General features: G+C 51.3%; 21 protein-coding genes. 9 read left to right on the top strand and 12 right to left on the bottom strand.

Annotated features, from left to right (window positions below; translation table 11 throughout):
* Positions 1–113 precede the first annotated feature (113 nt).
* On the bottom strand, positions 114–1,397 hold the full coding sequence (glyA, locus tag AC286M_RS16095) for a serine hydroxymethyltransferase (RefSeq protein ID WP_488205352.1): 1,284 nt from the start codon (positions 1,395–1,397) through the stop codon (positions 114–116).
* 624 nt (positions 1,398–2,021) lie between these two features.
* On the opposite strand from glyA, the gene AC286M_RS16090 reads away from it, so the two are divergent.
* Both AC286M_RS16090 and AC286M_RS16085 read left to right on the top strand, forming a co-directional pair.
* A complete protein-coding gene (locus AC286M_RS16090; RefSeq protein WP_488205351.1) occupies positions 2,022–2,219 on the top strand; it encodes a hypothetical protein in 198 nt (65 codons plus the stop codon).
* Positions 2,220–2,389: 170 nt separating this feature from the next.
* The gene (locus AC286M_RS16085) at positions 2,390–3,094 is read left to right on the top strand and encodes a rhomboid family intramembrane serine protease (protein WP_488205350.1); all 705 of its coding nucleotides are present in this window, start codon (positions 2,390–2,392) and stop codon (positions 3,092–3,094) included.
* Between the two features lie 22 nt (positions 3,095–3,116).
* Here AC286M_RS16085 and AC286M_RS16080 read toward each other — a convergent pair whose 3' ends face one another.
* Both AC286M_RS16080 and AC286M_RS16075 read right to left on the bottom strand, forming a co-directional pair.
* Positions 3,117–3,608, bottom strand: coding sequence for a hypothetical protein (locus tag AC286M_RS16080; RefSeq protein WP_488205349.1), 492 nt, complete (start codon positions 3,606–3,608; stop codon positions 3,117–3,119).
* A 46-nt stretch (positions 3,609–3,654) separates the two neighbouring features.
* The gene (locus AC286M_RS16075) at positions 3,655–4,146 is read right to left on the bottom strand and encodes an SH3 domain-containing protein (protein ID WP_488205348.1); all 492 of its coding nucleotides are present in this window, start codon (positions 4,144–4,146) and stop codon (positions 3,655–3,657) included.
* A gap of 284 nt (positions 4,147–4,430) precedes the next feature.
* On the opposite strand from AC286M_RS16075, the gene AC286M_RS16070 reads away from it, so the two are divergent.
* Complete coding sequence (locus AC286M_RS16070; protein WP_488205347.1) at positions 4,431–5,456, top strand: zinc-dependent alcohol dehydrogenase; 1,026 nt, start codon at positions 4,431–4,433, stop codon at positions 5,454–5,456.
* 87 nt (positions 5,457–5,543) lie between these two features.
* On the opposite strand, the gene AC286M_RS16065 is transcribed toward AC286M_RS16070, so the two are convergent.
* From AC286M_RS16065 to AC286M_RS16050, 4 genes are all read right to left on the bottom strand, one after another.
* Positions 5,544–6,140 (bottom strand): TIGR04376 family protein, encoded by a 597-nt coding sequence (locus AC286M_RS16065; protein WP_488205346.1) that lies wholly within the window; start codon positions 6,138–6,140, stop codon positions 5,544–5,546.
* 258 nt (positions 6,141–6,398) lie between these two features.
* A complete protein-coding gene (locus AC286M_RS16060; protein WP_488205345.1) occupies positions 6,399–7,559 on the bottom strand; it encodes a hypothetical protein in 1,161 nt (386 codons plus the stop codon).
* A gap of 565 nt (positions 7,560–8,124) precedes the next feature.
* Entirely contained in the window at positions 8,125–9,624 is a 1,500-nt protein-coding gene (locus AC286M_RS16055; protein ID WP_488205344.1) for a carotenoid oxygenase family protein, read from the bottom strand.
* 139 nt (positions 9,625–9,763) lie between these two features.
* Positions 9,764–11,284 carry a folate/biopterin family MFS transporter gene (locus tag AC286M_RS16050; RefSeq protein WP_488205343.1) on the bottom strand — a complete coding sequence of 507 codons (1,521 nt, stop codon included), beginning with the start codon at positions 11,282–11,284 and terminating at the stop codon, positions 9,764–9,766.
* Between the two features lie 207 nt (positions 11,285–11,491).
* Between AC286M_RS16050 and AC286M_RS16045 the strand changes: the two genes are divergently transcribed.
* Both AC286M_RS16045 and AC286M_RS16040 read left to right on the top strand, forming a co-directional pair.
* Entirely contained in the window at positions 11,492–11,905 is a 414-nt protein-coding gene (locus AC286M_RS16045) for a TMEM165/GDT1 family protein (protein WP_488205342.1), read from the top strand.
* Positions 11,906–12,050: 145 nt separating this feature from the next.
* A complete protein-coding gene (locus tag AC286M_RS16040; protein WP_488205341.1) occupies positions 12,051–12,350 on the top strand; it encodes a TMEM165/GDT1 family protein in 300 nt (99 codons plus the stop codon).
* Positions 12,351–12,555: 205 nt separating this feature from the next.
* On the opposite strand, the gene AC286M_RS16035 is transcribed toward AC286M_RS16040, so the two are convergent.
* Entirely contained in the window at positions 12,556–13,095 is a 540-nt protein-coding gene (locus AC286M_RS16035) for a hypothetical protein (RefSeq protein ID WP_488205340.1), read from the bottom strand.
* A 540-nt stretch (positions 13,096–13,635) separates the two neighbouring features.
* On the opposite strand from AC286M_RS16035, the gene AC286M_RS16030 reads away from it, so the two are divergent.
* Both AC286M_RS16030 and AC286M_RS16025 read left to right on the top strand, forming a co-directional pair.
* Entirely contained in the window at positions 13,636–16,053 is a 2,418-nt protein-coding gene (locus tag AC286M_RS16030) for a heavy metal translocating P-type ATPase (protein ID WP_488205339.1), read from the top strand.
* A gap of 396 nt (positions 16,054–16,449) precedes the next feature.
* Positions 16,450–16,872 (top strand): FHA domain-containing protein, encoded by a 423-nt coding sequence (locus AC286M_RS16025; RefSeq protein ID WP_488205338.1) that lies wholly within the window; start codon positions 16,450–16,452, stop codon positions 16,870–16,872.
* 350 nt (positions 16,873–17,222) lie between these two features.
* Here the strand turns inward: AC286M_RS16025 and AC286M_RS16020 are convergent, their stop codons facing one another.
* Positions 17,223–17,564, bottom strand: a complete 342-nt coding sequence (locus tag AC286M_RS16020; RefSeq protein WP_488205337.1) for a hypothetical protein — start codon at positions 17,562–17,564, stop codon at positions 17,223–17,225.
* 628 nt (positions 17,565–18,192) lie between these two features.
* Here AC286M_RS16020 and AC286M_RS16015 point away from each other — a divergent pair.
* Together AC286M_RS16015 and AC286M_RS16010 are read left to right on the top strand one after the other, a co-directional pair.
* On the top strand, positions 18,193–18,315 hold the full coding sequence (locus AC286M_RS16015; protein ID WP_488205336.1) for a hypothetical protein: 123 nt from the start codon (positions 18,193–18,195) through the stop codon (positions 18,313–18,315).
* Positions 18,290–18,754, top strand: coding sequence for a hypothetical protein (locus AC286M_RS16010; protein WP_488205335.1), 465 nt, complete (start codon positions 18,290–18,292; stop codon positions 18,752–18,754). The genes AC286M_RS16015 and AC286M_RS16010 overlap by 26 nt, the downstream gene beginning before the upstream one ends.
* Before the next feature lie 316 nt (positions 18,755–19,070).
* Here the strand turns inward: AC286M_RS16010 and groL are convergent, their stop codons facing one another.
* The 3 genes from groL to queG all read right to left on the bottom strand — a co-directional run bounded on the left by groL (position 19,071) and on the right by queG (position 23,075).
* The gene (groL, locus tag AC286M_RS16005) at positions 19,071–20,744 is read right to left on the bottom strand and encodes a chaperonin GroEL (protein WP_488205334.1); all 1,674 of its coding nucleotides are present in this window, start codon (positions 20,742–20,744) and stop codon (positions 19,071–19,073) included.
* A gap of 199 nt (positions 20,745–20,943) precedes the next feature.
* Positions 20,944–22,005 carry a tetratricopeptide repeat protein gene (locus AC286M_RS16000; protein ID WP_488205333.1) on the bottom strand — a complete coding sequence of 354 codons (1,062 nt, stop codon included), beginning with the start codon at positions 22,003–22,005 and terminating at the stop codon, positions 20,944–20,946.
* A 65-nt stretch (positions 22,006–22,070) separates the two neighbouring features.
* Complete coding sequence (queG, locus tag AC286M_RS15995; protein ID WP_488205332.1) at positions 22,071–23,075, bottom strand: tRNA epoxyqueuosine(34) reductase QueG; 1,005 nt, start codon at positions 23,073–23,075, stop codon at positions 22,071–22,073.
* Positions 23,076–23,159 lie beyond the last annotated feature (84 nt).

Raw genomic sequence — 23,159 nt, 5'->3', positions numbered from 1 at the left:
CAAATTCGCTCTAGAATTATGCTGCCAAAGACAACTAAGCAGAAAAAAAGCGCATCCCGCTTGAAATGCGCTCCTTTTTTATCTATGAGATGTATTGATAAAATTGCAACCAATTAGGCCATAGCGGGCAGCGGAATAGAGAGATGAGGATAGAGTGGAAAGCGATCGCACAATGAAGCGACCCGTTGCCGACAGTCCTGAACCATTGCCTCATCCTCAGGATTTAACAAGCAATCCACAATGATGTTGGCAATTCCCCGGAACTCATCCGCACCCATACCACGAGTTGTCATCGCGGGAGAACCTAGACGTAAGCCGCTGGTAACAAAGGGAGATTCTGGATCAAAGGGAACCGTGTTTTTATTCGCTGTAATATTGACTTGGCTAACTAGTTGATCCGCCCGCTTACCCGTCATACCAATGCAGCGTAGATCGACTAGTAAAAGGTGATTGTCCGTGCCGCCAGAGACAACTTTAAAGTCACGGGCTTCTAGCTGCTGAGCGAGTGCCTGAGCATTCTGAATCACCTGCTGAGAGTAGGTCTTAAATTCGGGCTTCAACGCTTCACCAAAGGCAACAGCTTTGGCAGCAATCACATGCTCTAGAGGGCCGCCTTGAGAACCAGGGAATACGGCTTTGTCAAATTTCTTACCCAGCTCAGCGTCACGAGTCATGATTAATCCGCCCCGTGGCCCACGCAGTGTTTTGTGGGTCGTCGTCGTCACCACATCACAGTAAGGGATGGGATTGGGATGGAGACCTGCGGCGACTAATCCAGCAATGTGTGCGATGTCAGCCATCAGGTAAGCGCCGACTTCATCGGCAATGGCACGAAACTTATCAAAATGAATCGTGCGGGGATAAGCGGAATAACCGCAGATGATTAGCTTGGGCTTGTGCTGAAGAGCTAGCTCGCGAATTTGATCATAATTGAGCTGCTCGGTTTCTTTATCTACCCCGTAGTGGCAAACGTTGAACCATTTACCCGATACGTTGACCGGCGAACCGTGAGTGAGGTGACCACCGTGGGATAAATCCATTCCCATAATGGTGTCTCCTGGTTCAAGTAATGCCAGGAAAACTGCAAAATTGGCTTGAGCACCAGAGTGAGGTTGCACGTTAGCGTGTTCTGCGCCAAAGAGCTGTTTCACGCGATCGATTGCTAGCTGTTCGGCTTGATCAACAAACTCACAGCCACCGTAGTAGCGTTTACGAGGTAAACCCTCAGCATACTTATTTGTGAGGACAGAACCTTGGGCGGCCATCACCGCAGCAGAAGTAAAGTTCTCGCTGGCAATTAGTTCTAGGTGGTCACGCTGGCGCTGTAGTTCTTGCTGTAGAACCGCAGCAATTTCTGGATCGGTGGTTGCTAGAAAATCAAGATTAGTCTGAGTCACAGTTCGTTTGTCCCCTTCAGAAATCGTAAAAATCAGTGGAAAATCGGATTATGTGGAGTTGTGCAAAACTTACACAAAATTTGTGGGTCGTACTCAAAAAGCGCTTACCTGAATACCACGACCAGTTTGTGGAGATGTACAGGGCAATACAATATAGTGCGGAACTCAATCATTTCGGAGCATTCAGCAATAACTTAGTATCAGCAACAAATACCGATCAATAACTGCCAGTAATCAATCATGATTAGAGCAATGCATAGTATAGATGGTGTAATGGCTGAATCGACTAGATTATTCATAATAACGCTGTTTGTAGTCAGAGCTGGCGCGATCGCAAAATTCCTGTCTAACAAATTCAGCTTGACTGCACTCAGGCCCATTCGCTGTTAAGCAATGTATTCTAGACATCAATTCCTCTAAGCAGTTGCCATACAATGATCCCAGAGGCGTTACTTGGCGTTTTGCAGTGATACAACCACTCGCCTCACCTAGTTAGATTGATGCTGCCCTGCGGCAAGCTTATGGTTGTGTTAGCGGTTTGAAGACGTTTCGACCGTCTGGGCGATCAGCCTACAATCTAGGACTACGAAGAGTCATCCACATTGAATGGAGGTGCTCAGCTTTATGTTAGTCATTCTCATGAATGATCAGTTACTTGCCCCCGAACAGGTATGCCAATCGTGCCTGATGGCGAATCAGTACGGACAACCTCGTTGGCAACAGGGCAAACTCCGCTGCGGTCGGGCACTGGGTCGCCAAGCCGAACAGCAGCCAGAACAGTTTGAATGCCAAATGGGCTTTCGGTTTGCCAATATCGAGTAGGTATCTTCAGTCAGGATCTTCTCCTGGTTCAGTACTCAGGGCGTAGTAAGCAACCCGCTCTTTAGCTTAGATTTTTGTCAGTCCCTCTATGCCTTGCTGCTGTGCCTTTGCGATCGCACTCTCGGTTCCGTCCTTGGTTCCATTACCTGAGCCCGAGCCTTTGGTTGAGCTTGGTCTGCATTACACTCTACATTGCCACCTTGCTCATCGATCAGGCCAATATTTCGTCTGATGTAGCCTCTCTCAGAGTATTAGCGCCCAGTATCGTCAGTGTTTGGCTGTTTGGCGCATCGGGTTCTATTCCGGTTTTCGAGCAAGGACGCTGGTGGACAATTCTCAGTGCGGGCTGGCTGCATGGCGACTTACTGCATCTTACCTTTAACTTATTGTGGCTCAACCAGTTGGCTCCAGCCGTTGCGCGGGCCTATGACAGCAGTCGCTTGATCATTCTCTATGTAGCCAGCACCGCCGTTGGCGTTATAGCGAGTGCAACCGTTAGCTACTACTGGCCAAACTTACCCAATCGGCTACAGGGTGCTGAACTTACCGTTGGTGCATCTGGAGCCATTTTTGGCCTTCTGGGAGCACTGATTGTCTATGGTCAGCGCAAACCCCATCCCCGGATTTTCAGAATTGCCCTGGTCTATGCCGTGCTGCTGTTTGGGTTTAGCTTTATGATGCCCAATGTCGATAATTGGGGACACCTAGGCGGTCTACTCGGCGGTTATCTCTGCGCCTATTGGCTCGATACCGATCATCGACCATTTTTCATCTGGGCTGGAGTTGCGATCGCACTTTCTATCTGCACCATCGTCAGTATCACCGCCTCACTAATCTTCGGCCTAGCGCTATTCCGAGAGCAGATCTATTTTTAGCCCCCAAGGCCTCCCTCAGTCTCTAAAACTCACTCTGCTCTAAAATGCTGTCCAGCGATGTAATCCGCAAAACGCGATCGCCATCATCGGGGCTAAAAACTTCCACATTGTTACCGCCCTGATAGACGTAATACACTCCGCCACTGACTGGAATTGCCCGCACGGATACAGCATTAAGTTCTAATGTTTCGGTGGTTGAATTGTATACATTCAGGCGAATGTCACTGCCAATGCGGAAGACGCGCACCGCATAGTCCTCAGTTTGAAATGCGAATGGCAGGTCATTGTTGCCGATTTCTAGCTGGTTATTGTTAGCGGCAATGATTGAATAGCCCTGGCTGTAGCCGCGACGATAGGCAGCGGCTTCTTCTGCCCGCAAAAACTGGGCTTGGACAGTTGGATCTTGAATTCGGCCTGCCAGCGCGTCTATTTGTCCCTGCTCAAAGCCGCGATTGTAATAGTATTCAGGGTTTATGGGTCGGCTGCCACCCGCGCCTTGTGAAGAGGATGGCACTCCGGTTGAGGGAGGATTACCGGCTAAGACGTAGTTATACCCCGTCTCATACCCTAACCGATAGGCAGTTCTGAGTTCTGTGCCTAAAAACTGAAGCTGGGCATTGGGATCGCGCTGGACACCAGCGGCGGCATCGGCTTGTCCCTGTTGATAGCCTTGACTGTAGAAATATTCGCGATCGCTGAATTGTGTCGGGTCGCACGCTGCCGCCTGTGCCTTGTCCCGGTAGAGGTAAACTACCCGGTTGAATGGCCACAAAGTCGCTACGAACCCATCCGGTTAGGTTGCGATCGCGCAGTTCAACGTAGTACCAAATCAATCCGTCATCGCCGACTTCTTGAAACCGGGCTTCGACAATGTCGCCAGCCAGTCCCGTACCGGGAGAATAGGCTTGAGCAGACGGTCGCGATCTCAAGTTGATGGCACTACCGGGCTGCCGCGCCGTAAGGTATGCTGTAACCGCCCAACCGGGCAGCGTGGTTCCAATGATTAACCCAGAAGCAGCCAATAGGCTGAGGGCAATTGAGCGTAGTTTCATAACCATGACGACGGTAGTGACTCCAAAAACGATTCTGTGAGGATGGGGCGACGACAGCGATGGGTATGCCATAACAATACGAAGGGATACAGAATTTTAGCGAGAAATTCCCTAATTCTTCATGTATTGAGAGGAATGGCCACGATATTGAGGAGTAGATAAGGGATAGTAATTGAGTATGACGGCGCTGTCATACTGCACTGTCATAATGGGGACTTGTTTCTAGACCTTTTGGGGATAGTCAATCAGTTGAATCAACAATCAGGCAGGGTCAGGAGGAGAACGTGTTAGCAGCGGTGCTGTATGGCAAAGAGGATTTGCGGTTAGAGACGGTTGATGATCCGACGCCGAATGAGGGAGAAGTGGTAATTCGGGTCAAGGCAGCGACCACCTGTGGAACTGATCTGAAGGTGTGGCGGCGGGGTGGACATGCCAAGATGCTGAAGCCACCGACGCTGTTTGGGCATGAAGCGGCAGGGGAAGTGGTTGCACTCGGTAAAGGAGTGATGGATTGGCAGATTGGCGATCGCGTTGTCGCCAACAATTCGGCTCCCTGTATGGACTGCTTTTTTTGCCAGCGTCAGGAGTTTTCGCTCTGCCCAAATTTGACGTTCAATAACGGGACGTTTGCTGAGTTCTTGAAAATCCCGGCTGCAATCGTTCAGCACAACCTGCTACCAATTCCGGACGGGATGCCAACTGCGATCGCATCGATGACCGAGCCGTTGGCCTGTGTGTTGCACGGAATTGCTCGCTCAAATGTCAAACCCGGTGATCGGGTGGTATTGCTGGGGGATGGAGCGATTGGATTAATGTTTGTGGCAGCGTTGGCCCAGCAGCAGGTTGAAGTGATTCAGTTTGGCGGCAGCGATCCGCGTCTCACGATTGGCCAAAAGCTCGGCGCAGCCCAAACCTTTAACTATCATGACGTAGATGACATTCCCAACTTAGTCAAGAGTCTAACCGACGGTTGGGGAGCCGATATTGTGATTGAAGCAACCGGAGTTCCCTCTGCCTGGGAAACAGCCATTGCCTGCGCCCGTCCGGGTGCCACGGTTAATCTATTCGGTGGCTGTCCCCGCAATACGAGTATCTCCGTCGATACAGAGCAGCTCCACTACAGCGAGTTGACGCTCAAGGGAGTATTTCACAACACGCCGCAGTACGTGCGCGAGTCGCTGAATTTCCTCACCGAATATGCCGATCAGATGCAGCTGTTGATTTCAGGCCAGCAGCCGCTCACGGAGTTAGGGCACGTGTTCCAGTCCATGAAAGCGCGCCAGGTGATTAAAGTTGCGATCACACCCTAAATCCACCATCCGTAGGGGCAGGTTTAGCTAGCAGATAGCGGGACCAAACTAGCATTGTCAACCAAAACCTGCCCCTACCCAGACGCATCACTTACCCATGTTGCGTTTCATCTCGTTCAGTTCGTCTTCCATTTCCCATCGACGGAACTGAGCCTCTAAGGGGTCAGCCGCAGCTTGAGTGGAACGGTAGGACGACGCCCCATAATCCGCCGAGGGATTCCAGTTGGTTGACCAACTGGCCGCCTGTGCGGCCTGAGCCGCTCTTGCGGCTTCGACTTCCTGAAGTTTGGCTTTGACTTCTTTCCGGCGCGTTTGGATACGCTGATATAGCTCTTTTGTCTGCTGAATTCGGTCTTTGATGCCCTTCATTTGGCCCCAGAGCTGGTTGCCCTCCCGCAGTAGAGCCGCTTCACGTTCTTCGGCGGGTTTTACCAAATCCCAGCGCTGAGCGTTTTTGGCTTTTTCAATCCGAACATGCCACCGCTGTACTTCTTGGGCGGTGTTCAGAATACTGGCCTCGGTATTTTTCTCCTGACGCTGCAAATCTGCAATCAGGCGCAGCGTATCAGCTTCCTGCTCCCGTAGCTGCTCGTCGAGGGCCTGTAGTTCTAAATGAGGATTATTGCGGAGGAATTCTTCGAGCCGTGTTTCCAAAAAACGGCTGAAATCTTCAAATAGACCCATAGCACAAGCTCCTAGTGGCAGTCAGTGTTGGTTAGACAACATTCCAGATCATGAGCAGTCAACTCGGTGGTCAACACATCCGCTCATTGTCCTGTGTACACCTTTTACACCTTAACCTGCCACTGCCAAAGGTTATTGGATCAGGGTCATTGAATAGTCTGTCAGCTTTGTTTTAGTGGGTTTTGATGATGGATGTGCCGCGCGGAGCGCGGCACATCCATCGTCAAAACTTAATTTACAGAGTACTGAATCAGAGGCTTAAAACTTTTGGCCAACGAAAACTGAACGGATTTCACCATTGCGACGAATGATCGCTTCCTGATTGGATACTGTCACTAACGTCCAGCCGCTGGATGCGATCGCTTCTCCAGCAAAGAACCGCTGTGTAACGCCCTCAATGTCAAACAGCGCCGCTGAGCGATCGCCCAGTTCCATGATGCCAACCAACGTATGGTTGCCGACTGGAGCTGTAGACGAACTGGAAGCCGCTGCCTGTGGGCTATTGGTGGGAGATGGATTGGCGGCTGCACCACTGCTGGCCGAAGGACTACTGCTGGGAGTGGGCAGTGACGAGGTGGCATTGCCGTAGGTTTCAGCAATATTGCGGAACGGCACGGTGCCAGGAGCTGTAGCAGTCGCCGATGGAGATGCACCACCGGGTGGTTGATAAAGCGGCACATATACCCGCTCAATCACGCGCTGCCCTGAACCTGAGCCTTGCGGAATCAACGGCTGTCCGGTGCTGCTGCCTGGAACGAGAACCGGAGGTAGAGCGCTAGATGCCGTGGCTGTTGATCCGGCTGCTCCTCCAGTCATATTGGCGTTAGCGGTAGGAGGCTGCATCGCCGCGCGCCGATCAATCATCTCCAGAGAGCGATCGAGATAGGTTAAAAACTCAGCATCCGATTGAGCTTGAATTTCTTCGGGCGACAAGCGGGGATTGCTGCTAGTGGTCGGCACACCCTGAGAATTTTGTCGATTTGAGAGCCAAATGCCAGCGGTTAGCACCAGTGCCGTAAAAGCGGCTCCCAATAGTAAGAAATCTAATCGTCGCTCCCGCCGTTTGGCTTTTTCCAGCTCATCGCGAATCAGCGCCAGTTCTGAGCTGTTCTCGTCGTCCTCAATTTTCGTTAGAGCCGAGCTGGGAGGATTAATTAAGGTTGCAGGCAGCACTATCTGAGGGGTAGCGATTGGTTCTGGGTCTTCGACCTGCGCTGTCTCAGTCGGTAGTTCTAAACCTTCGTCAAGGGCATACTCCACATCGTTAAACAGCTCGTCCATTAATCCATTGGCATAGCTGTCCATCAGAGTGGACGCATCAGGGACTTCGATACCAGACACCGTATTAGGCGCTGCGTTGGACGCTGTGGTGTCGGGAGTGACGGCGGATTCAGGATAGGTGCTGACGTCTTTGGACATCGGTGGCTAACGAATAGAGTGCAACGAAAATGAGGCTGGAATATCAAGTTTGGCTGAAAGCTGTATTTTTGCGAAAAGCCTGTAGTACAAGCCTTTCGCAAAAACAATCAGGTTCTTACATACAAACTTGGTGCAAAAGCTACCTGAAACGGTAATCAAAGGTGCTGAAATCGTCAATAGCGATCGCAGATTATTTTCGGTATTTGAGCCAGTGATCGGCTTCAGGATAGCCAAATCCGCCGAGATAGGTCAGCGGTGGCTAAAACTGTAGCAATGGATGACTAAAGTGACTCAGGTGCGATCGCAATTACTAACCAAACTTAACCAAAAAGGTGATCTGTGGCTGAGTTGGCCGACAGATCACCTGAGTTGGGAGATAGGGGTTGTAGAGGGCTGTAGAGGCTGTAAAGGGAGTTGAGGGAACCGAGGGGGAGCAAGGGGGTAGGGGAGCTATAAGGGAATGTAGGGTGCTGTTACGCGAAGCGCAACGCACCGGAAGAAGTAAGGCGTGAGGCGTGAGGCGTAAGGCGTATTCCTGCTACTCACTCAGTACTCAGTACTATTCCTACTCCATAAAGCTAGTTGCGGTGAAAAAGCCATGTAGGCTATAAGGCACGTGGTGCTTGAGTTTGAGCGCGGCAATTGGGCCACGGGTTAAGTCTTTACTATCCAAAATGACAATGTCGGTACATTGCCGTTCGGCGTTGTAGACAAAGCCAATCAGCCAACCGTCGTCTTCGCGGTCGGAACCGGGACGGGGCACAAAGTTGGGTTCGCCTGTGAAACCGCGTGGGGCAGCGCTCCAGATCTGCTGCTCTCCGGTTTCTAGGTCAACCTTTATGTAGGCTTGCAGCGGTGCGTTGCCGTGGGGTCGATTGGCGGCTCCCATGAACAGGTAGCGATAGGGGCGTCCGGCTCGGTCGGGATGCAGCAGGGGAAACTCGCAGCAGCGACTGACCAGGCATTCAGACGTGACGGATTTTTGGCCTACGTCAATTCGAAAACGCCAGAGCTGACCTTCGGGCACTGCTTCAAAGTCAACTTCTTTATAGTTAGTATCCGTTTCAACCTGGGGAAAAGACGCGTAGCAAACGGAGTCGAGGATAACCTGTCCATCCTGCTCAAAAGCGGCGGCGTGGTGGAACACAAAGTATGGATCAGTGTCAATAATTTGCAGCTCGCCTTCGCCGTAGCGAGGAATCAGGACGATCTGGCCCGGCTTGTTTTTCTCAAAGCTGATGCACTGGGCTGCACCCTTCATCCCCAACAAGAACGGCAGCGGGTTAAACGAAATTGGATTTTGATAAAAGATGTAGTAGTTGGGCGTCAGGGCAAAATCGTGCAGAAAGGCAAAGCCAGGGACGCTGTGGGACGACTGATGAAAGAGCTTCCCTTGCGGGTCAAACTCATACATCGTAATTGTGCTAGACAGTCCGGGCTTGACGCCAAAGCCGACTAAGCTGGGCTGACCACCGATGCGATCGCAACTGGGGTCAATCCGGGGATGGGCGGTAAACGACTGCCCCTCTTCCAGCACACCGTCGAGCGTGTCTCGACCAATGGTTTCCAGCGTATGAGGATTAATTTGATGGGGATTGCCGCCTTCCCAAAGCGCCAGCAGCTTATCGCCCCAGTACATCATGCTGGTATTAGCAATATTTTTGGAACGCAGATCGAAGGCGTTTGACAACCAGCCACCGGGTTTCTGAGTGCCAAATACGCCCCGGTACAGTGGCTTTCCGGCTTTCTGCTCTTCCACATATGCTTGTGTCCGCACATAGCGATTGCGGTAGAAGGCGCGACCGTCTCGAAATGCGATCGCGTTGACCATACCATCGCCATCAAAGGGATGATGCACCGGATAGTCAGGATTGCCTGCCACATCTAACAGACCAGGGCCAACCCGAAAGATCGTGCCCTCTAGTTCTGGTGGAATCTGACCTTCGATATCTTCTACCGGATAAGCATATTCTTCGGTTTGTGAGCGATAGCCACTGGCCCAATCTTCGCGGGTGTAGGAACGACTCGGTTGGGTTGCATAGGCGGAATTAGGTAAAGTTTGCATGTGCGATCGCACTCCAATTTAATCAACAACGGATAGTCAAAACGGAAGTCAAAAAAGGGGGAAACGAGACTCTGTCTCGGCTTCAATTCAACTCAGGACTCAACTCAGAACTTAAATTAGGATTGATACTGCGTGAGCATCACGCGTCGGCTTCATCTGGTGCTGATGGTGATGCTGACGAATTTGTACCGGACGAACTTGCGCCTGATGAAGTCAAGATTTCAACGGGCGCATCAATGGGTACCCGCTCGGCCAAGTTTGGTGTTCGCAGTCCGCTGGCATCAATAGCTGATTCAACTGCTGGCTGTAGATTCGGACTGTGATTAGACGGTTCTTCAGTATCACCATCCTCACTACCCGCGCTGGTGTCTGGGAGCCAGCCCAACAGAGGCAGCGGCAGCAGCGTACTGATATTCGTCAGCACCACCAGCAGCCAGAGATTGTCGAACTGATTTTCGGTGATACCAAACAGGTGCATCAGGCCCGCACCAAACTCGTAGGACAGCAGACCCGCCAGGTTTGTCACCGACATCAACAGGGCAAATAGGGTTGCTTCCACTCCTGGCGGACAGAGCCGCGCCGCTAACACCAGCACGGGCATAAAGGCAATCTCGCCCATGACGGTCAGAATCAAGCTGTCGCCCAAGCTAAACCAGTGATCGTCAATCCCAATCGCGCGATTCGCATGGGTCACCAGCAGCAGCGTGGTCATGCCTAAAAGGGCGGATAACACTGTCGTCCAGCCAAAAATGGTGCGAAACGGTACTGACTTAAGAAAGCGCTGAAAAATCCAGATACCTGCGATCGCAGCGACGCTCGTTACCAGCCGCACTCGACCAAGAAATTCTGGCTGAAATCCCAGTTCATTAGTGGTGAAAAAGAAAAAGGCTGCATCAGCCGTTGGCGTCGCCTGCCAGAGAAACAAAAACGCAGTTGGCATCCAGATCGACTTTTTGCTGACCGCTTGCTTAAGCTGCTTTACCTGTTCCCAAATGACTGAAAACTTAGGTGCTTCAACCACAGGGGACTCGTCAATCAACCATGCAACGGCAGCTACAATCAGCGGAAACGTTGCGGTGATGCCAAACACTACGCTGACACTAAACTGCTCCAGCAGAAACCCGCTTAGGTACGCTGTGACCAAACCACCAAAGGCGGACGTGCCCCAGCACAGTGACTGCAATGAGCCAATCTGGCTTTGAGATTCTGATCGCGCCCGCTCAACGACGAGGGAATCGACGATTACGTCACTAATTGCCACCGATAGGGAGGTCGCCAGAATTGCTAGCGTCGCTGCCCACACTGTATGTACAACTGTCGCAAGGGCAATCCAAGATCCTGCGCCTAAAATGCCTGACAAGATGAGATAGGGGCGACGACGGTAGCGAAATAGGGGAAATCCGTCCGAAATAAAGCCAAACAGCGGCTTAATCGTCCACGGCAGCGAAGCAATTCCCATCAGCGCCGACACAGCGGCAGGACTCATGGCAATGTCGTCCTTCAGGAAAAAACTCACGGCCAACCGAGCTAGTCCCAAAATGCCCTGCACAAAGTAGACCATCAGGATGGCCACCAGTTCAGTACTCAGCTCGTTGCCAAACAGTACCCGCCGCGAAACGGTGTCTTTCAGCCGGGTTAAGTCGAACGGAGACGCTGTCATGCAAAAAGTTTTGTAAAGAAATTTCAACTTTCCTCATGATAGCCTCGTTGTCTAATCAGAGTCTGGATCGATGGTTAGATCCTGCCAATCTCAGATCTTGCTCTAGACTCATAATGTGACGATGTCAGTAATCAATGATTGATCTGTCTGGTGAAGTTGCGGATAATGAAAAAAATATGAAAACCGATCGCAATTTGCCATTTTTCTGTGACTGGAACACCTTCTTCCCCGGCTGAACTGGCTGCTGATCCCATTTCTGATACAGATCCCACAGATCCTATCGATTCTCAACCTGTAGCCGAGCCGCTTGCCTCCTCTGAGCCCACTCCTCACCGTCCATCTGGCGCATTCAAAGCCTTTCTCTCAACGTTTATAACCATCCTGCTGGCCGAACTAGGCGACAAAACTCAGCTTACGACGCTGCTGATGAGCGCAGAGTCCCACTCTCCTTGGATTGTGTTCTTGGGGGCAGGTACGGCTTTAATTGCCACTAGCCTGCTGGGAGTGCTAGTGGGCCGCTGGCTGTCTACGCGAGTGTCAGCTCGCACGACTGAAACAGCGGCTGGAGCGACCTTGCTGCTGATCGCGGTGCTGCTGCTGTGGGATATCACTCATCTGTAAATTTCGACCATTGTTGATTGGTAGCGCAGGTGTAAGGGTGAGTTTAGCCACGAAATAACAAACTGGATCGATCGCGATCAGCAAAACCCAACCTACGCACACAACTTTTTGACGCTTATATTTCAGTTATATTTCAGGTATCAGTATGGATTGGAATTTGCTTGGACTGAGCTTTGTGGCGGTTTTTCTGTCTGAATTGGGCGATAAAAGTCAGTTGGCCGCGATCGCACTTGGCGGCAGTTCCAGATACCCTAAGGCTGTTTTCCTCGGCACGGCCAGTGCTTTAGTTCTCACCAGCTTTGTGGGGGTGTGGCTGGGTGAAGGTGCGGCTCAGCTTTTGCCGACCTACTGGGTTAAAGGCGCAGCCGCAGTTGGGTTCGCCGTCTTAGGGGTGCGGCTGCTGTGGCCCGAAGATAAGAAACGCGAGGATAAGAAAAGCAAATAAAAAGCAAATAAGAAAAAGGGATGACATGTCATCCCTTTTCACTATCTCAGGAATATTAACCTTAGAAAGACTAATTCTGCAGTTCTGTGTTATCTGCCTGTCTTGTCCGGCCTGTCTTAACCCTGGCCTGTTTTAGCTTGTCTGACTGAATCTGTCCTACGGACACACGCCGTTGAAGCGCTGCAACCAGCCTTGCCAGGTCACTCTAGCCGAGAAGAAGTTGATTCGGAGAATCTTCGTCATCTGAGCTGAAGCCAACCCGTCGCACCATTGCCACGACAGCGACCAACTTGATAATCTCAAGCAGCCAATACTCGACATGCAGCCGATTCATCGCAGCGGGAACTTCAGCAATCTGATCAAACGGCTGAAGTTGCAGACCTAAGCCGCTCATTTCGGGCGTGAGACCGTAGGTGTAAATCACCGCGATCGAAAATAGTAAACCTGCGATCGCAAGTACTTGATTGGCTTGTGATTTAATCGCTGATTTACTAGCTGCATTAAGGCCCCAATTTGCTAAAGCAATTGTTAAAATCATTGCTCCGCAAACGAGTTCTAAACGATTAAATACTCCAAATATTGAATAGCTAGCCGACGCAAATCCAGATTCAGCCATCATGCCCGATGCGTATAGGCTTGGCATGATCACAAAGTCCAGCAAAATGCTGCCGCTTAGCCAAAATAAAAGGCTAACAATTAGCACATTGTGCCAAGTTGAGCGTTTTGACCAAAACTGAGAAAACATAATGACGTACTCGGTTTTATGATGACGTATGAGCTTATTCTCAGCTTATCGAATCATTGCAGTGTTTGCGGTGAACTATTCTTGCGAAAACCATACTCACAAGCTTTACTTGAATTTACATAATGTTGAAGTGATGACTAACAGTGAATTAGTTCGTAATATTTGGACATATTCGCTCATCAACTCAGCGTTTTTTGTAAGCCGAAATGATTTGAGAAGCCGACGTTCAAGCTACATGAACGGACTGCTGTCACTGCGATACAGGCAAATGACAACCCTTAATTCCAATGCATAAATTGCAAGACCAATGTCCGAGCTTGTTGTTAATCAGTTTCGATCATCCTCACTCTGCTAGCGGCCAAATACTAAATATTTCTTAGTGTTTTGCGCGAAACAGCTTCATCCTTCGTCATACTTTATAAAGCTGTAGCACTGACTTGATCCTCATAACATGCGCTCTATTGCACTCTTTGGGTTGAGGTTTTGTCTTTGCGTTCAGCGCTAAACCTTGAATATAGATTTTGTACGGACTCGATTTACATGGATCAAACGCCGCTCCTTCAGCCCCAGACGCCTGATCAATCGGCCACGCCGACCGATGTCGTATCGACATCTTATCCATCCGCTCCAAAAGAATCTGCCACCAAGACCGTTGCGCTCAGCGTAGATGGGATGCGCTGTGCAGGCTGCGTCAAGGTAGTTGAGGATCGGCTGAAAGCTTGCAATGGCGTGGTGGCGGCAACGGTCAATCTGGTCACACAGACCGCCATTGTGGAAGGACAGGCTGATGTGATTCAAGCCGATGAGTTAGCCCAAGTCGTCACCGATGCTGGCTTTCCCACTCAGCCGCGATCGCAAACCAGCACCGCCGCGTCAATGGCCGAACGGGAAGAAAAGCGGCAGCAAGAAACCCGTCAGTATTACTGGCGAGGTGCGATCGCAGGTTTTCTACTGTTATTCTCGGCCTTTGGTCATCTAGAGCATTTGGGCTGGGTTGCCGGTGTGCCTGTCCTGAGCAACATTTGGTTCCACTGGGGTTTAGCAACACTGGCTTTGGCGATACCCGGTCGCGACCTGCTGCTGGATGGCTGGAAGGGGTTGCGGCACGGTGCCCCCAACATGAATACGCTGGTGGGATTGGGGACGCTCAGTGCTTACACCGCCAGCGTGGTGGCGCTGCTCTGGCCGCAGTTGGGCTGGGAGTGCTTCTTCGACGAGCCTGTTATGCTACTCAGCTTTATTCTGATTGGCCGGACGCTGGAACACCGCGCCCGCAGTCGAGCGGCACGGGCGTTTGAATCCCTGGTTCAGCTCCAGCCCAATACGGCACGTTTGGTGTCTGATCCCAGTCAGTCCGGTACTCCAGCGAGCGTCGAGTTGCCCATTGAACAAATCCAAGTCGGCGAATGGGTGCAGGTACTGCCGGGTGAAAAATTCCCAGTTGACGGCGATGTGGTGCAGGGACAAACCACTGTTGATGAATCAATGCTGACGGGCGAATCGACGCCTGTGCTCAAGCAGGCTGAAGATGCGGTTGCTGCTGGCACGGTTAATCAAACTGGAGCCGTGATTCTACAGGTGACGCGCACCGGAGCCGATACAACGCTAGCCCAGATGATTGCCCTGGTCGAAGATGCCCAAACCCGCAAAGCGCCGATTCAACGAATGGCAGATACGGTAGCGGGTTACTTCACCTACGGCGTACTGACGATTGCAGCGTTGACTTTTGGCTTCTGGTACTTCATCGGCCTGTCGATTTGGCCAGACGTGCTGGCCGTTCCCTCGGAAATGCCTACGATGATGACGGGGATGGTGCATCACGCGACTACTCATACCTCGCCGTTACTATTCAGCCTCAAACTTGCGATCGCAGTTATGGTGGTGGCCTGTCCCTGTGCCTTGGGCTTAGCCACACCGACGGCAATCCTGGTCGGAACCGGACTAGGAGCCGAACGGGGCTTGCTGATTCGTGGCGGCGACGTGCTGGAAACGGTACATAAGTTGGATACGGTCGTATTTGACAAAACCGGAACGCTCACGACGGGGCAGCCGGAGCTGACCGACTGCATTTCTCTACAGGCTGGCTACGACGAGAAACGGCTGATTCAACTGGCGGCAACGGTGGAAAGCGGCACCCGCCATCCGCTGGCCGAAGCAATACGCCGCGCGGCTGATAATCGCGGAATGTCGATCTGCGCTGCCGATGAATTTACGACGCAGCCCGGATTGGGCATTTCGGCTGTAATTGACCAGCAGCGGGTTTATCTCGGCAATCGCGACTGGCTGGTGCGCCAGGAAATTTTAATCGACGATGCCGTAACCCAGCAGGCAGAGGCGTTATCGACCACGGGCGCAACGGTTGTGTTTATCGCTGTCGAACAGCAGGTGGTTGGACTGCTTGGCATTCGTGACACGCTGCGCCCTGATGCTATAGATGTGGTCAAACGGCTCCAGCCGCTGCACATCATGCTGATTACGGGCGATCAGCCGACAACCGCCACTGCGATCGCAACTTCTCTCGGCCTAGACGAAACCGCTGTTTTGGCCAACGTGAAGCCGGATGAAAAGGTGAAAGCGATCATGCAACTCCAGCAGCAGGGTCAGCGGGTGGCCATGGTCGGCGACGGCATCAACGATGCACCAGCCCTCGCCCAAGCCGATGTTGGCATTGCGCTCAACTCCGGCACCGATATCGCCATTGAAGCCGCTGATATCATCCTGATGCGCGATCGCTTACTCGATGTCGTCGAGGCAATTGGTCTCAGCCAAGCCACGTTTAATAAAATTCGTCAAAATCTGTTTTGGGCACTAGCTTACAACGCTATAGGCATTCCCGTGGCGGCAGGTGTGTTATTACCCGCGTTTGGGATTGCGTTTAGCCCTGCGATCGCAGGTGCGCTGATGGCCTTTAGCTCAGTCAGCGTTGTGACCAATTCCTTGCTGCTACGTCGCAGGTAGGCATCCAATCCTCCTCCTCAGACGTACTAGAAATAGCTATGCCAGTTTTTAGGAGATCTAACTGTTAACATAGGTTGGACTCACCAGTAATGAAAAGGATTCTAGTATCATGGATCAGCGAACATCATTGCGTATTGCCGGGTACAGCGCTAGATATTACCCAATACGGGCGATGCAAGCCAGCCAGTAGCACTCTATAGTAAGGCTTAATTTGGGCAGCATCTGCGAAGCCAAAGCCCACTAGAGTGGTTTTGGTTTTCGGGCAGAACAGGCGCAGCTCAATCATTTTTTACTTCTAAACTCGCAACTGTTTCCCAAATGTGGGAACTCTAAAAACAGCTAAGATGCAGGTACTCCGCATCAATGGCGTTGCTCATCATATCCCCTGGTTTGAACATGGCTTCAGAACCTCACCAAAACCATCTATTCATCATTGAAGACAGCAAGGGTCGGCGAGAATACATTTTGGATAGCCCGGTGTATACGATTGGGCGCGATCCAAAGTGCGATATTCGCCTGGTCTCTCAGTTTGTGTCCCGCCGACACGCTACGCTCGTTCAGTTGCCTAATGAAGACGGCAGCTACTACTATCGCATTGTCGATGGCAACCTGAAGGGCAAACCCAGTGCGAATGGTTTGCTAATCAACGGGCGCAAGCTACAGGCGCACGATTTGCAAAATGAGGATGAAATTGTTTTTGGACCTCAAGTGCGGGCAATTTACTACCTACTCCAGCGAGAGGCAATTACCACCGTACCACCCGACGAATTTGATATCACGCTGATTAGCCCTAACATGGTGGGTGATCCAGAAGATTAAGTTCAACTTAGCGAGCAGCGATGCTCAAGTTTAAAACCAATCAAATTCGAGCTAGATTGACGATGATCTGTCGATTAAAGGATTTATTGGTTAAATCGATATCTAAACAAAGATGAGTGGCAGCAGGTGAGGTGAGTTGCGACCCGTTAACAACTTAGCGCAGGCTCTAAGTTGATGGGTATGAACAGATTCAAAGTTTAAGAACCGGGGAAGCCATCTATTAAATGGCTTCCCCGGTTCTTAAACTTTGAGCGTATTTTATGTAGCTACTTAGCACTCATGACTAGTTGCCAAGTTCATCACCCAAAAATTACAAACACTAGCCAAAGACCGACAAAACCGAATCAGGGCTAGGTGAGGCTCTCGACTAGCTTCCACTGCTGACGATCTGCGATCGCTTTATTTAGATGATCAAAAATCCGGTGGCAGTGATTATCCGCTTTGAGGGGCAGCTCCTCGTTTTTCACCACAAAGTTCATGCGAGTTTCGTCGTTGACGGCTGACTGATCCAGTAGCACTTCTACAGTGACCAGTCTCGCAAAGCTCACTTTGCCTGGTTTTTCTCGCGCCACAAGGTAGTCACCTGTATCGTAAATAATGTCAAAGCTACAGGATTCCAACGTCTTGTGTAGAGCCTCGCGCAGGCCCTCAATCTCGGTATTGGTAGTAAACAAACTGGTATAACGAGCCATAAGTAATCCTTAGCATATAAAGTTTCCACAACGGTATTTGGAAACGAAGTTTTGGCTATCAGCCTTTTCTTAAGTTAAAGGTAATCAGTACCTGAGCGTAATTAAAACCAGGTCTCAAACCCTGCGCTGCCCGCGCAGCGGGTGGCGCAGGGTTTGAGAGTTTATATTTCATTATGCTCAGCTACCTGGAGACAACCACAGGCTGACTCCAACCTTCAGAATAGCAACCTTTGATCGAATCAGATGGTGAGCTGTATGAGAATCGACTCTAAACCTGGCTAGATTCTAAGCTGAAACGCCTACGCTGTCTGCATGGCAGCCAAAGTTCTAGTCCCGCCATGAGCCGAGAAAAGCTCCACTCATATTTTGAACGAAAAATTTCATTCAGCAGCATATTTTGGTAGCCTTATGCCCTGCTTTACCTATTGGCCAAGGCTTGTGAATCCTTCAGGCTATAGGTTTGAGCCTATCAGGTGCCCGGTATACCTATCTTTTGAACGACGACAAGGTGCAAGCTGATCGCTACAACAAAGTAACACGATAATCATGATCACCAGATGTACTCGAACCATTCTCCTAACAAACGTTCAGCGCCTCAATCCGGAACCTTTCAAAATTGGGGTTCTCAGTGCTGGACATCCTGGATATCAACCTGGACACTAACGACAATCCGAGCGGCTGGTATCTGTGCTGTAGTGCTACTCTGCTGCTGTACATTCTGGTTGATGGCTCCTGCGATCGCATCCGCTAGACCACTACTGGCTACGCCATCGCATACTCTATCGCCCGACCTGTTGTCTCATCCACTTCAGCACCCTATCCAGATCGCCCAGGCCGATCAGGTTATTGAAGGTAAACCCACGACAGATCCCGATCCGTCTTTTGACCTAGACAAAGCTGCTGATAAGGCAGAAGAAGCCTCTGAAAAGGTTTATCAGGGTTTAGAAGATACACAAAAGCTCTATGGCAAAGATCAGAAACCCATTCATACCGTGATTGAGGATGCCCGCGATCGCGCCAGCGGTAAGTGGCAAAATTTGGCCGATAAAGCCCGCGCTGCCCAGGAAAATGACAACGTCTCTCTATCCCCAGCTGAAAAACACATACTGAAGCGGTTTATCAATCGGCAAAGCCAGCGAGATGCCGTGCAGCAACCAGCAACCAGCAACCGGATGCCCAGTGGGTTTTAATGGGACATCATTACAGAACAAAGCGCTGAGTGCTGAGTGACGCTGGCAAACTCTGAAAACGTTCAAATTTAAACGTCGGGTTTTGTATAGTGATTCCAGTTAAGAGTGAGAAAACGAGAGAGGAGAGTGCCTCATCCTGAGGCACTCTCCTCTCTCGTTCTTATCTAGAACCCCTATAAATGTCTGGACCAAAGTGGCGACGGCTATACAAAATTGATCTCGAAAAACAGCACCGCACCATCACGTTTTGATGGTGCGGTGACTTTTAAGGATTACAAACCTTGAGCTTAAGTAGCTTAAGTATCAGGGGGATGGCTTACATCATGCCCATACCGCCCATGCCACCCATACCGCCCATGCCGCCCATACCACCCATGCCGCCCATGCCAGCATCAGCGGGCATCGGGGGTTCTGGTTCTGGCTTCTCGACCACAAGGACTTCAGTGGTCAAGACCATACCTGCGATCGACCCGGCATCCTGTAGTGCGGAGCGCACTACTTTAGCAGGATCGATAATGCCGCTGGCAATCAAGTCTTCGAACTGGCCTGTCAGAGCGTTGTAGCCAACGTTAAAGTCCATGCTGCGCACTTTCTCAACGATGACCGAGCCTTCAACACCAGCATTGTCAGCAATCTGGCGTAGAGGAGCCTCTAGTGCCCGCAGGACAATATTTGCCCCAACTTTCTCTTCAGCGCTGAGAGACTCTTTGAGCTGCTCAACTTTGGGAGCTAGGTGAATGAGAGTCGTCCCACCGCCGGGAACGATGCCTTCTTCTACGGCTGCCTTGGTGGCGCTAAGGGCGTCCTCAATCCGCAGCTTACGGTCTTTCAGTTCAGTCTCAGTAGCTGCGCCGACTTTAATCACCGCCACACCGCCGACCAAGCGAGCAATCCGCTCTTGCAGCTTTTCTTTGTCATAGTCAGAGTCAGAATTGCTGAGTTCTTGGCGGAGCTGAGCAACCCGCTTTTCGATGTCAGTTTTGTTGCCCGTATCCGTCACCATGACAGTGGTGTCTTTGGAGATGGTGACTTTGCGAGCCGTACCCAGCATGTCTAGGTCAGCCATTTCAAGGCTGAGGCCAACGTCTTCCGAAATGACCTGACCGCCAGTGATCACAGCCAAATCTTGCAGCATGGACTTGCGGCGTTCGCCAAAGCCAGGTGCTTTGATGGCGCAGGTATTCAGTACACCGCGCATCCGATTTACGACTAGCGTTGCCAGTGCTTCGCCTTCAACGTCTTCCGCAATGATGATCAGTGCTTGTCCAGAGCGAGCTACTTTCTCCAGAATGGGGACTAGATCCTGAATGGAGCTGATCTTGGAGTCCGTCAGCAGAATGCGAGCATTTTCGAAATCGGCAATCATCCGCTCCTGGTCGGTCACAAAGTAGGGCGACATGTAACCGCGATCGAACTGCATCCCTTCTACTACTTCTAGTTCAGTAGCGAGGGACTTGGATTCTTCAACGGTGATCACACCATCGGTGGTGACGCGATTCATGGCCTCGGTGATCATCTGGCCGACTTCCTCATCGTTACCTGAGGAAACGGTCGCGACCTGAGTGATGGCGTTGCCTTCGACGGGCTTTGCGATCGCACTAATTTCGTTCACCAAAACTGCGATCGCTTTTTCCATGCCACGTCGCAGGTTAACAGGATTAGTGCCTGCGGCGACGTTCTTTAAGCCTTCCCGAATCATGGCCTGGGCCAGAACGGTTGCCGTGGTGGTGCCATCCCCAGCCAGATCCTTGGTTTTGGACGCAACTTCCCGAATCAGTTGTGCACCCGTGTTTTCCAGGGGATCTTCAAGCTCAATTTCCTTCGCAATGGTGATGCCGTCATTCACAATATGAGGCGCACCAAATTTCTTCTCTAGCACGACGTTGCGACCTCTAGGGCCGAGGGTGATTTTCACCGCATCGGCTAGCGCATTGACGCCCCGTTCCAGGGCCTGCCGTGACTCTTCGTCAAATACTACAATCTTTGCCATATCGCCTTTACAGCTCTCCAATGTCCTAAATTAGCACTCTGTTGAAAGGAGTGCTAATCCGAAAGAGGACGGATAACCGAACGTAAGCTAGACAAAATGTGTAAGTCTTAAATCATGTTTGGCCCAAACGTGCGCATCGTACACATTTGGGCCAAACATTAAAGACGCTTTAAGTTAACGCCTTCAGTTAACGTCTCAGTTAACGCCGCTGCTCTAGCAATCCACCGCCATCACCATCACGCTCTAAGCGCTGTTCTAACAGTCCTTCAGCGCCGCTGTCGTCGCTCTCGTCTGCAGGCTGATTCTCTGTCGGTTGACCTTGATCAAGCAGACCATCGTTGCTTTCCGGTTCTGCTGCTGGTTCTGCTGGCGCAGTTTCTTCTAGTGTCAGTGCTCCTGAGAGCAGATCTTGAATTTGGGGTGTGTTGAGCAATTGCTCGGTATCAGCAATTAGTGCTTCCCCCCAAAGATTGTCCCGCAGGAATTGGATATCGGCATAGCGGCTGTCGAGGGTCAGCGCGTCAATTGCTTGATCAATGCCAGCCTGCTGCTGCCCTTGGGCGTAGAGTGCAACTGCGATCGCAAGTTGAGGTTCGGCCTCTTCGCTGGCAATGGCAACCGAATCTTCCCATTTTTCCAGTGCTTCATCCACCTGATTCATCTCATACAGAACCAGGCCGATATTATTCACCGCAGGCCAAAATTCTTCGTCTTTATCGACCGCATCTTCATAAGCTGCGATCGCATCGTTATAGCGCTGTAGCTTGTAATAAGCATTGCCCAAATCAAACAGCGCCCCCGGCGTATCGGGTTCGATCTTCAGTCCCTGCTGAATATAGTCTGCGGCTGTTGTGTACTCTTCCATCCGGAAGTAGGTTGAACCAAGCGCAAACAAAACCGATGAGTTTTCCGGATTTAGGCTCTGCGCTTTTTTGAGAGCGCTGACGGCATCGTCATATTCTTCAACCTGCAAGTAGAGACTGCCGAGTAGCCCCCACACATCGGCATTTTGCGGCACCAGCTGGGAGGCCAACTGCGCCCGCGCCAGAGCCAAATCGTATTGCTGAAACTGGGCAAGCTGAGTCGCTTCCTGCGCCAGGATTAAACCCTGTTCCTCCAGTAGCTCAAAATCTAGCTCAGGCGTGTAGGGAACGAGTACCTGGGCAGAAACAGGTTGAGCCGGAGCCCATAACCCAAGCAGCATCAGGAAAGATGCCAAGGGCAGGGTGCGGCGGACTGATTTGTGCAATGGACGACTCATAAAGCGCACTATAACGACTAATTAGTTTGATTTAGTTTGATGATTTGCAGGGACAGGTCAGCTAATCATGTCCCATCCTGACAGAAATTTTCTAAATTGGCACGGGCATTGCGTCGAAACATGTCTGGCTTGATCCGCCGCAGGGCAGAAGCCCGAAATTGCCGATCGTGTTCTTCATCGGTCAACTGGGCCAATTCTGCCAGAGTCGGCGCGATATTTCCCGGATAGGGCTGAAAATCTTCAACATTGGTCGGTTGTGCAAACCGCTGATTCCAGGGGCACACATCCTGACAGATGTCGCAGCCAGCCACCCATCCTTGGGCCTGAGACGCAATTTCCTGGGGCAATGTTTCAGCCCGATTCTCAATCGTGTGATAGGCCAGACAGCGATTGGCATCCACAACAAAGGGTTTCGTGATCGCCTGGGTCGGACAGGCTTCCAGACAGCGGGTGCAGGTGCCGCAGTGCTGGGTATGGGGCTGGTCGGGTGGCAGTGCCAAATTAGTCAGAATCTCGCCCAGGAATACCCACGATCCATAGTCGCGGGTGATTAGATTCCCATTTTTCGCAATCCAGCCAATGCCCGCTCGCTCAGCCCAGACTTTATCCTGAACGGGGCCGGTGTCAGCGTAGTAGCGCAGTTGTAGATCGGGATAGGTGGGAGAAAAGTGCGATCGCAGCTTGCTTGCTAATTCTTTCAACCGCTTTTCCATGACGCGATGGTAATCTCGACCCCAGCCGTAGCGAGAAATCTTGGCATACTGCTGACCTTCGGGACGCTCGTGAGGCGTGTAGTAGTTCAGCGCTACACAAATGACCGATTTCACATCCGGCATAATTTCACGAATATTCTGCCGCCGCGAATGGTGCATCCAGGCCATATCGGCTTCATAGCCCTGCGCTAACCAGTCTTGCAGCACGGCAACTGGATCGTAAGCGGCGCTTAGCTGAGTCGGGTCGTCGGGCACTGCGGCAATGCCAACCCGGTGGAATCCAACGGCTAAAGCCTGCTGCTTAACGTAATCTGCGTTCGTCTGAGAATTCGTGCGAGAAAGCGGATGAGCTGTCATGCAAAGCTTGGAATTGTGAATTAAATAGCCTGTCAATCATTCCATCCGTAGGGACACGGCATTGCCGTGTCCCTACTCTCACAT

The organism is Thainema salinarum CENA647, from assembly GCF_057732415.1.
This window is presented reverse-complemented; position numbering and strand designations above follow the sequence as displayed.

Excerpts from the sequence above, each read along its gene's own strand:
- AC286M_RS16060 (WP_488205345.1), bottom strand. The coding sequence starts at position 7,559 with ATGTCCAAAGACGTCAGCACCTATCCTGAATCCGCCGTCACTCCCGAC.
- AC286M_RS16035 (WP_488205340.1), bottom strand. The coding sequence starts at position 13,095 with ATGTTTTCTCAGTTTTGGTCAAAACGCTCAACTTGGCACAATGTGCTA.
- AC286M_RS16025 (WP_488205338.1), top strand. The coding sequence starts at position 16,450 with ATGGCTTCAGAACCTCACCAAAACCATCTATTCATCATTGAAGACAGC.
- AC286M_RS16010 (WP_488205335.1), top strand. The coding sequence starts at position 18,290 with ATGGCTCCTGCGATCGCATCCGCTAGACCACTACTGGCTACGCCATCG.
- AC286M_RS16050 (WP_488205343.1), bottom strand. The coding sequence starts at position 11,284 with ATGACAGCGTCTCCGTTCGACTTAACCCGGCTGAAAGACACCGTTTCG.
- AC286M_RS16090 (WP_488205351.1), top strand. The coding sequence starts at position 2,022 with ATGTTAGTCATTCTCATGAATGATCAGTTACTTGCCCCCGAACAGGTA.
- AC286M_RS16075 (WP_488205348.1), bottom strand. The coding sequence starts at position 4,146 with ATGAAACTACGCTCAATTGCCCTCAGCCTATTGGCTGCTTCTGGGTTA.
- AC286M_RS16040 (WP_488205341.1), top strand. The coding sequence starts at position 12,051 with ATGGATTGGAATTTGCTTGGACTGAGCTTTGTGGCGGTTTTTCTGTCT.
- AC286M_RS16000 (WP_488205333.1), bottom strand. The coding sequence starts at position 22,005 with ATGAGTCGTCCATTGCACAAATCAGTCCGCCGCACCCTGCCCTTGGCA.
- groL (WP_488205334.1), bottom strand. The coding sequence starts at position 20,744 with ATGGCAAAGATTGTAGTATTTGACGAAGAGTCACGGCAGGCCCTGGAA.
- AC286M_RS16055 (WP_488205344.1), bottom strand. The coding sequence starts at position 9,624 with ATGCAAACTTTACCTAATTCCGCCTATGCAACCCAACCGAGTCGTTCC.
- AC286M_RS16020 (WP_488205337.1), bottom strand. The coding sequence starts at position 17,564 with ATGGCTCGTTATACCAGTTTGTTTACTACCAATACCGAGATTGAGGGC.
- queG (WP_488205332.1), bottom strand. The coding sequence starts at position 23,075 with ATGACAGCTCATCCGCTTTCTCGCACGAATTCTCAGACGAACGCAGAT.
- AC286M_RS16030 (WP_488205339.1), top strand. The coding sequence starts at position 13,636 with ATGGATCAAACGCCGCTCCTTCAGCCCCAGACGCCTGATCAATCGGCC.
- AC286M_RS16065 (WP_488205346.1), bottom strand. The coding sequence starts at position 6,140 with ATGGGTCTATTTGAAGATTTCAGCCGTTTTTTGGAAACACGGCTCGAA.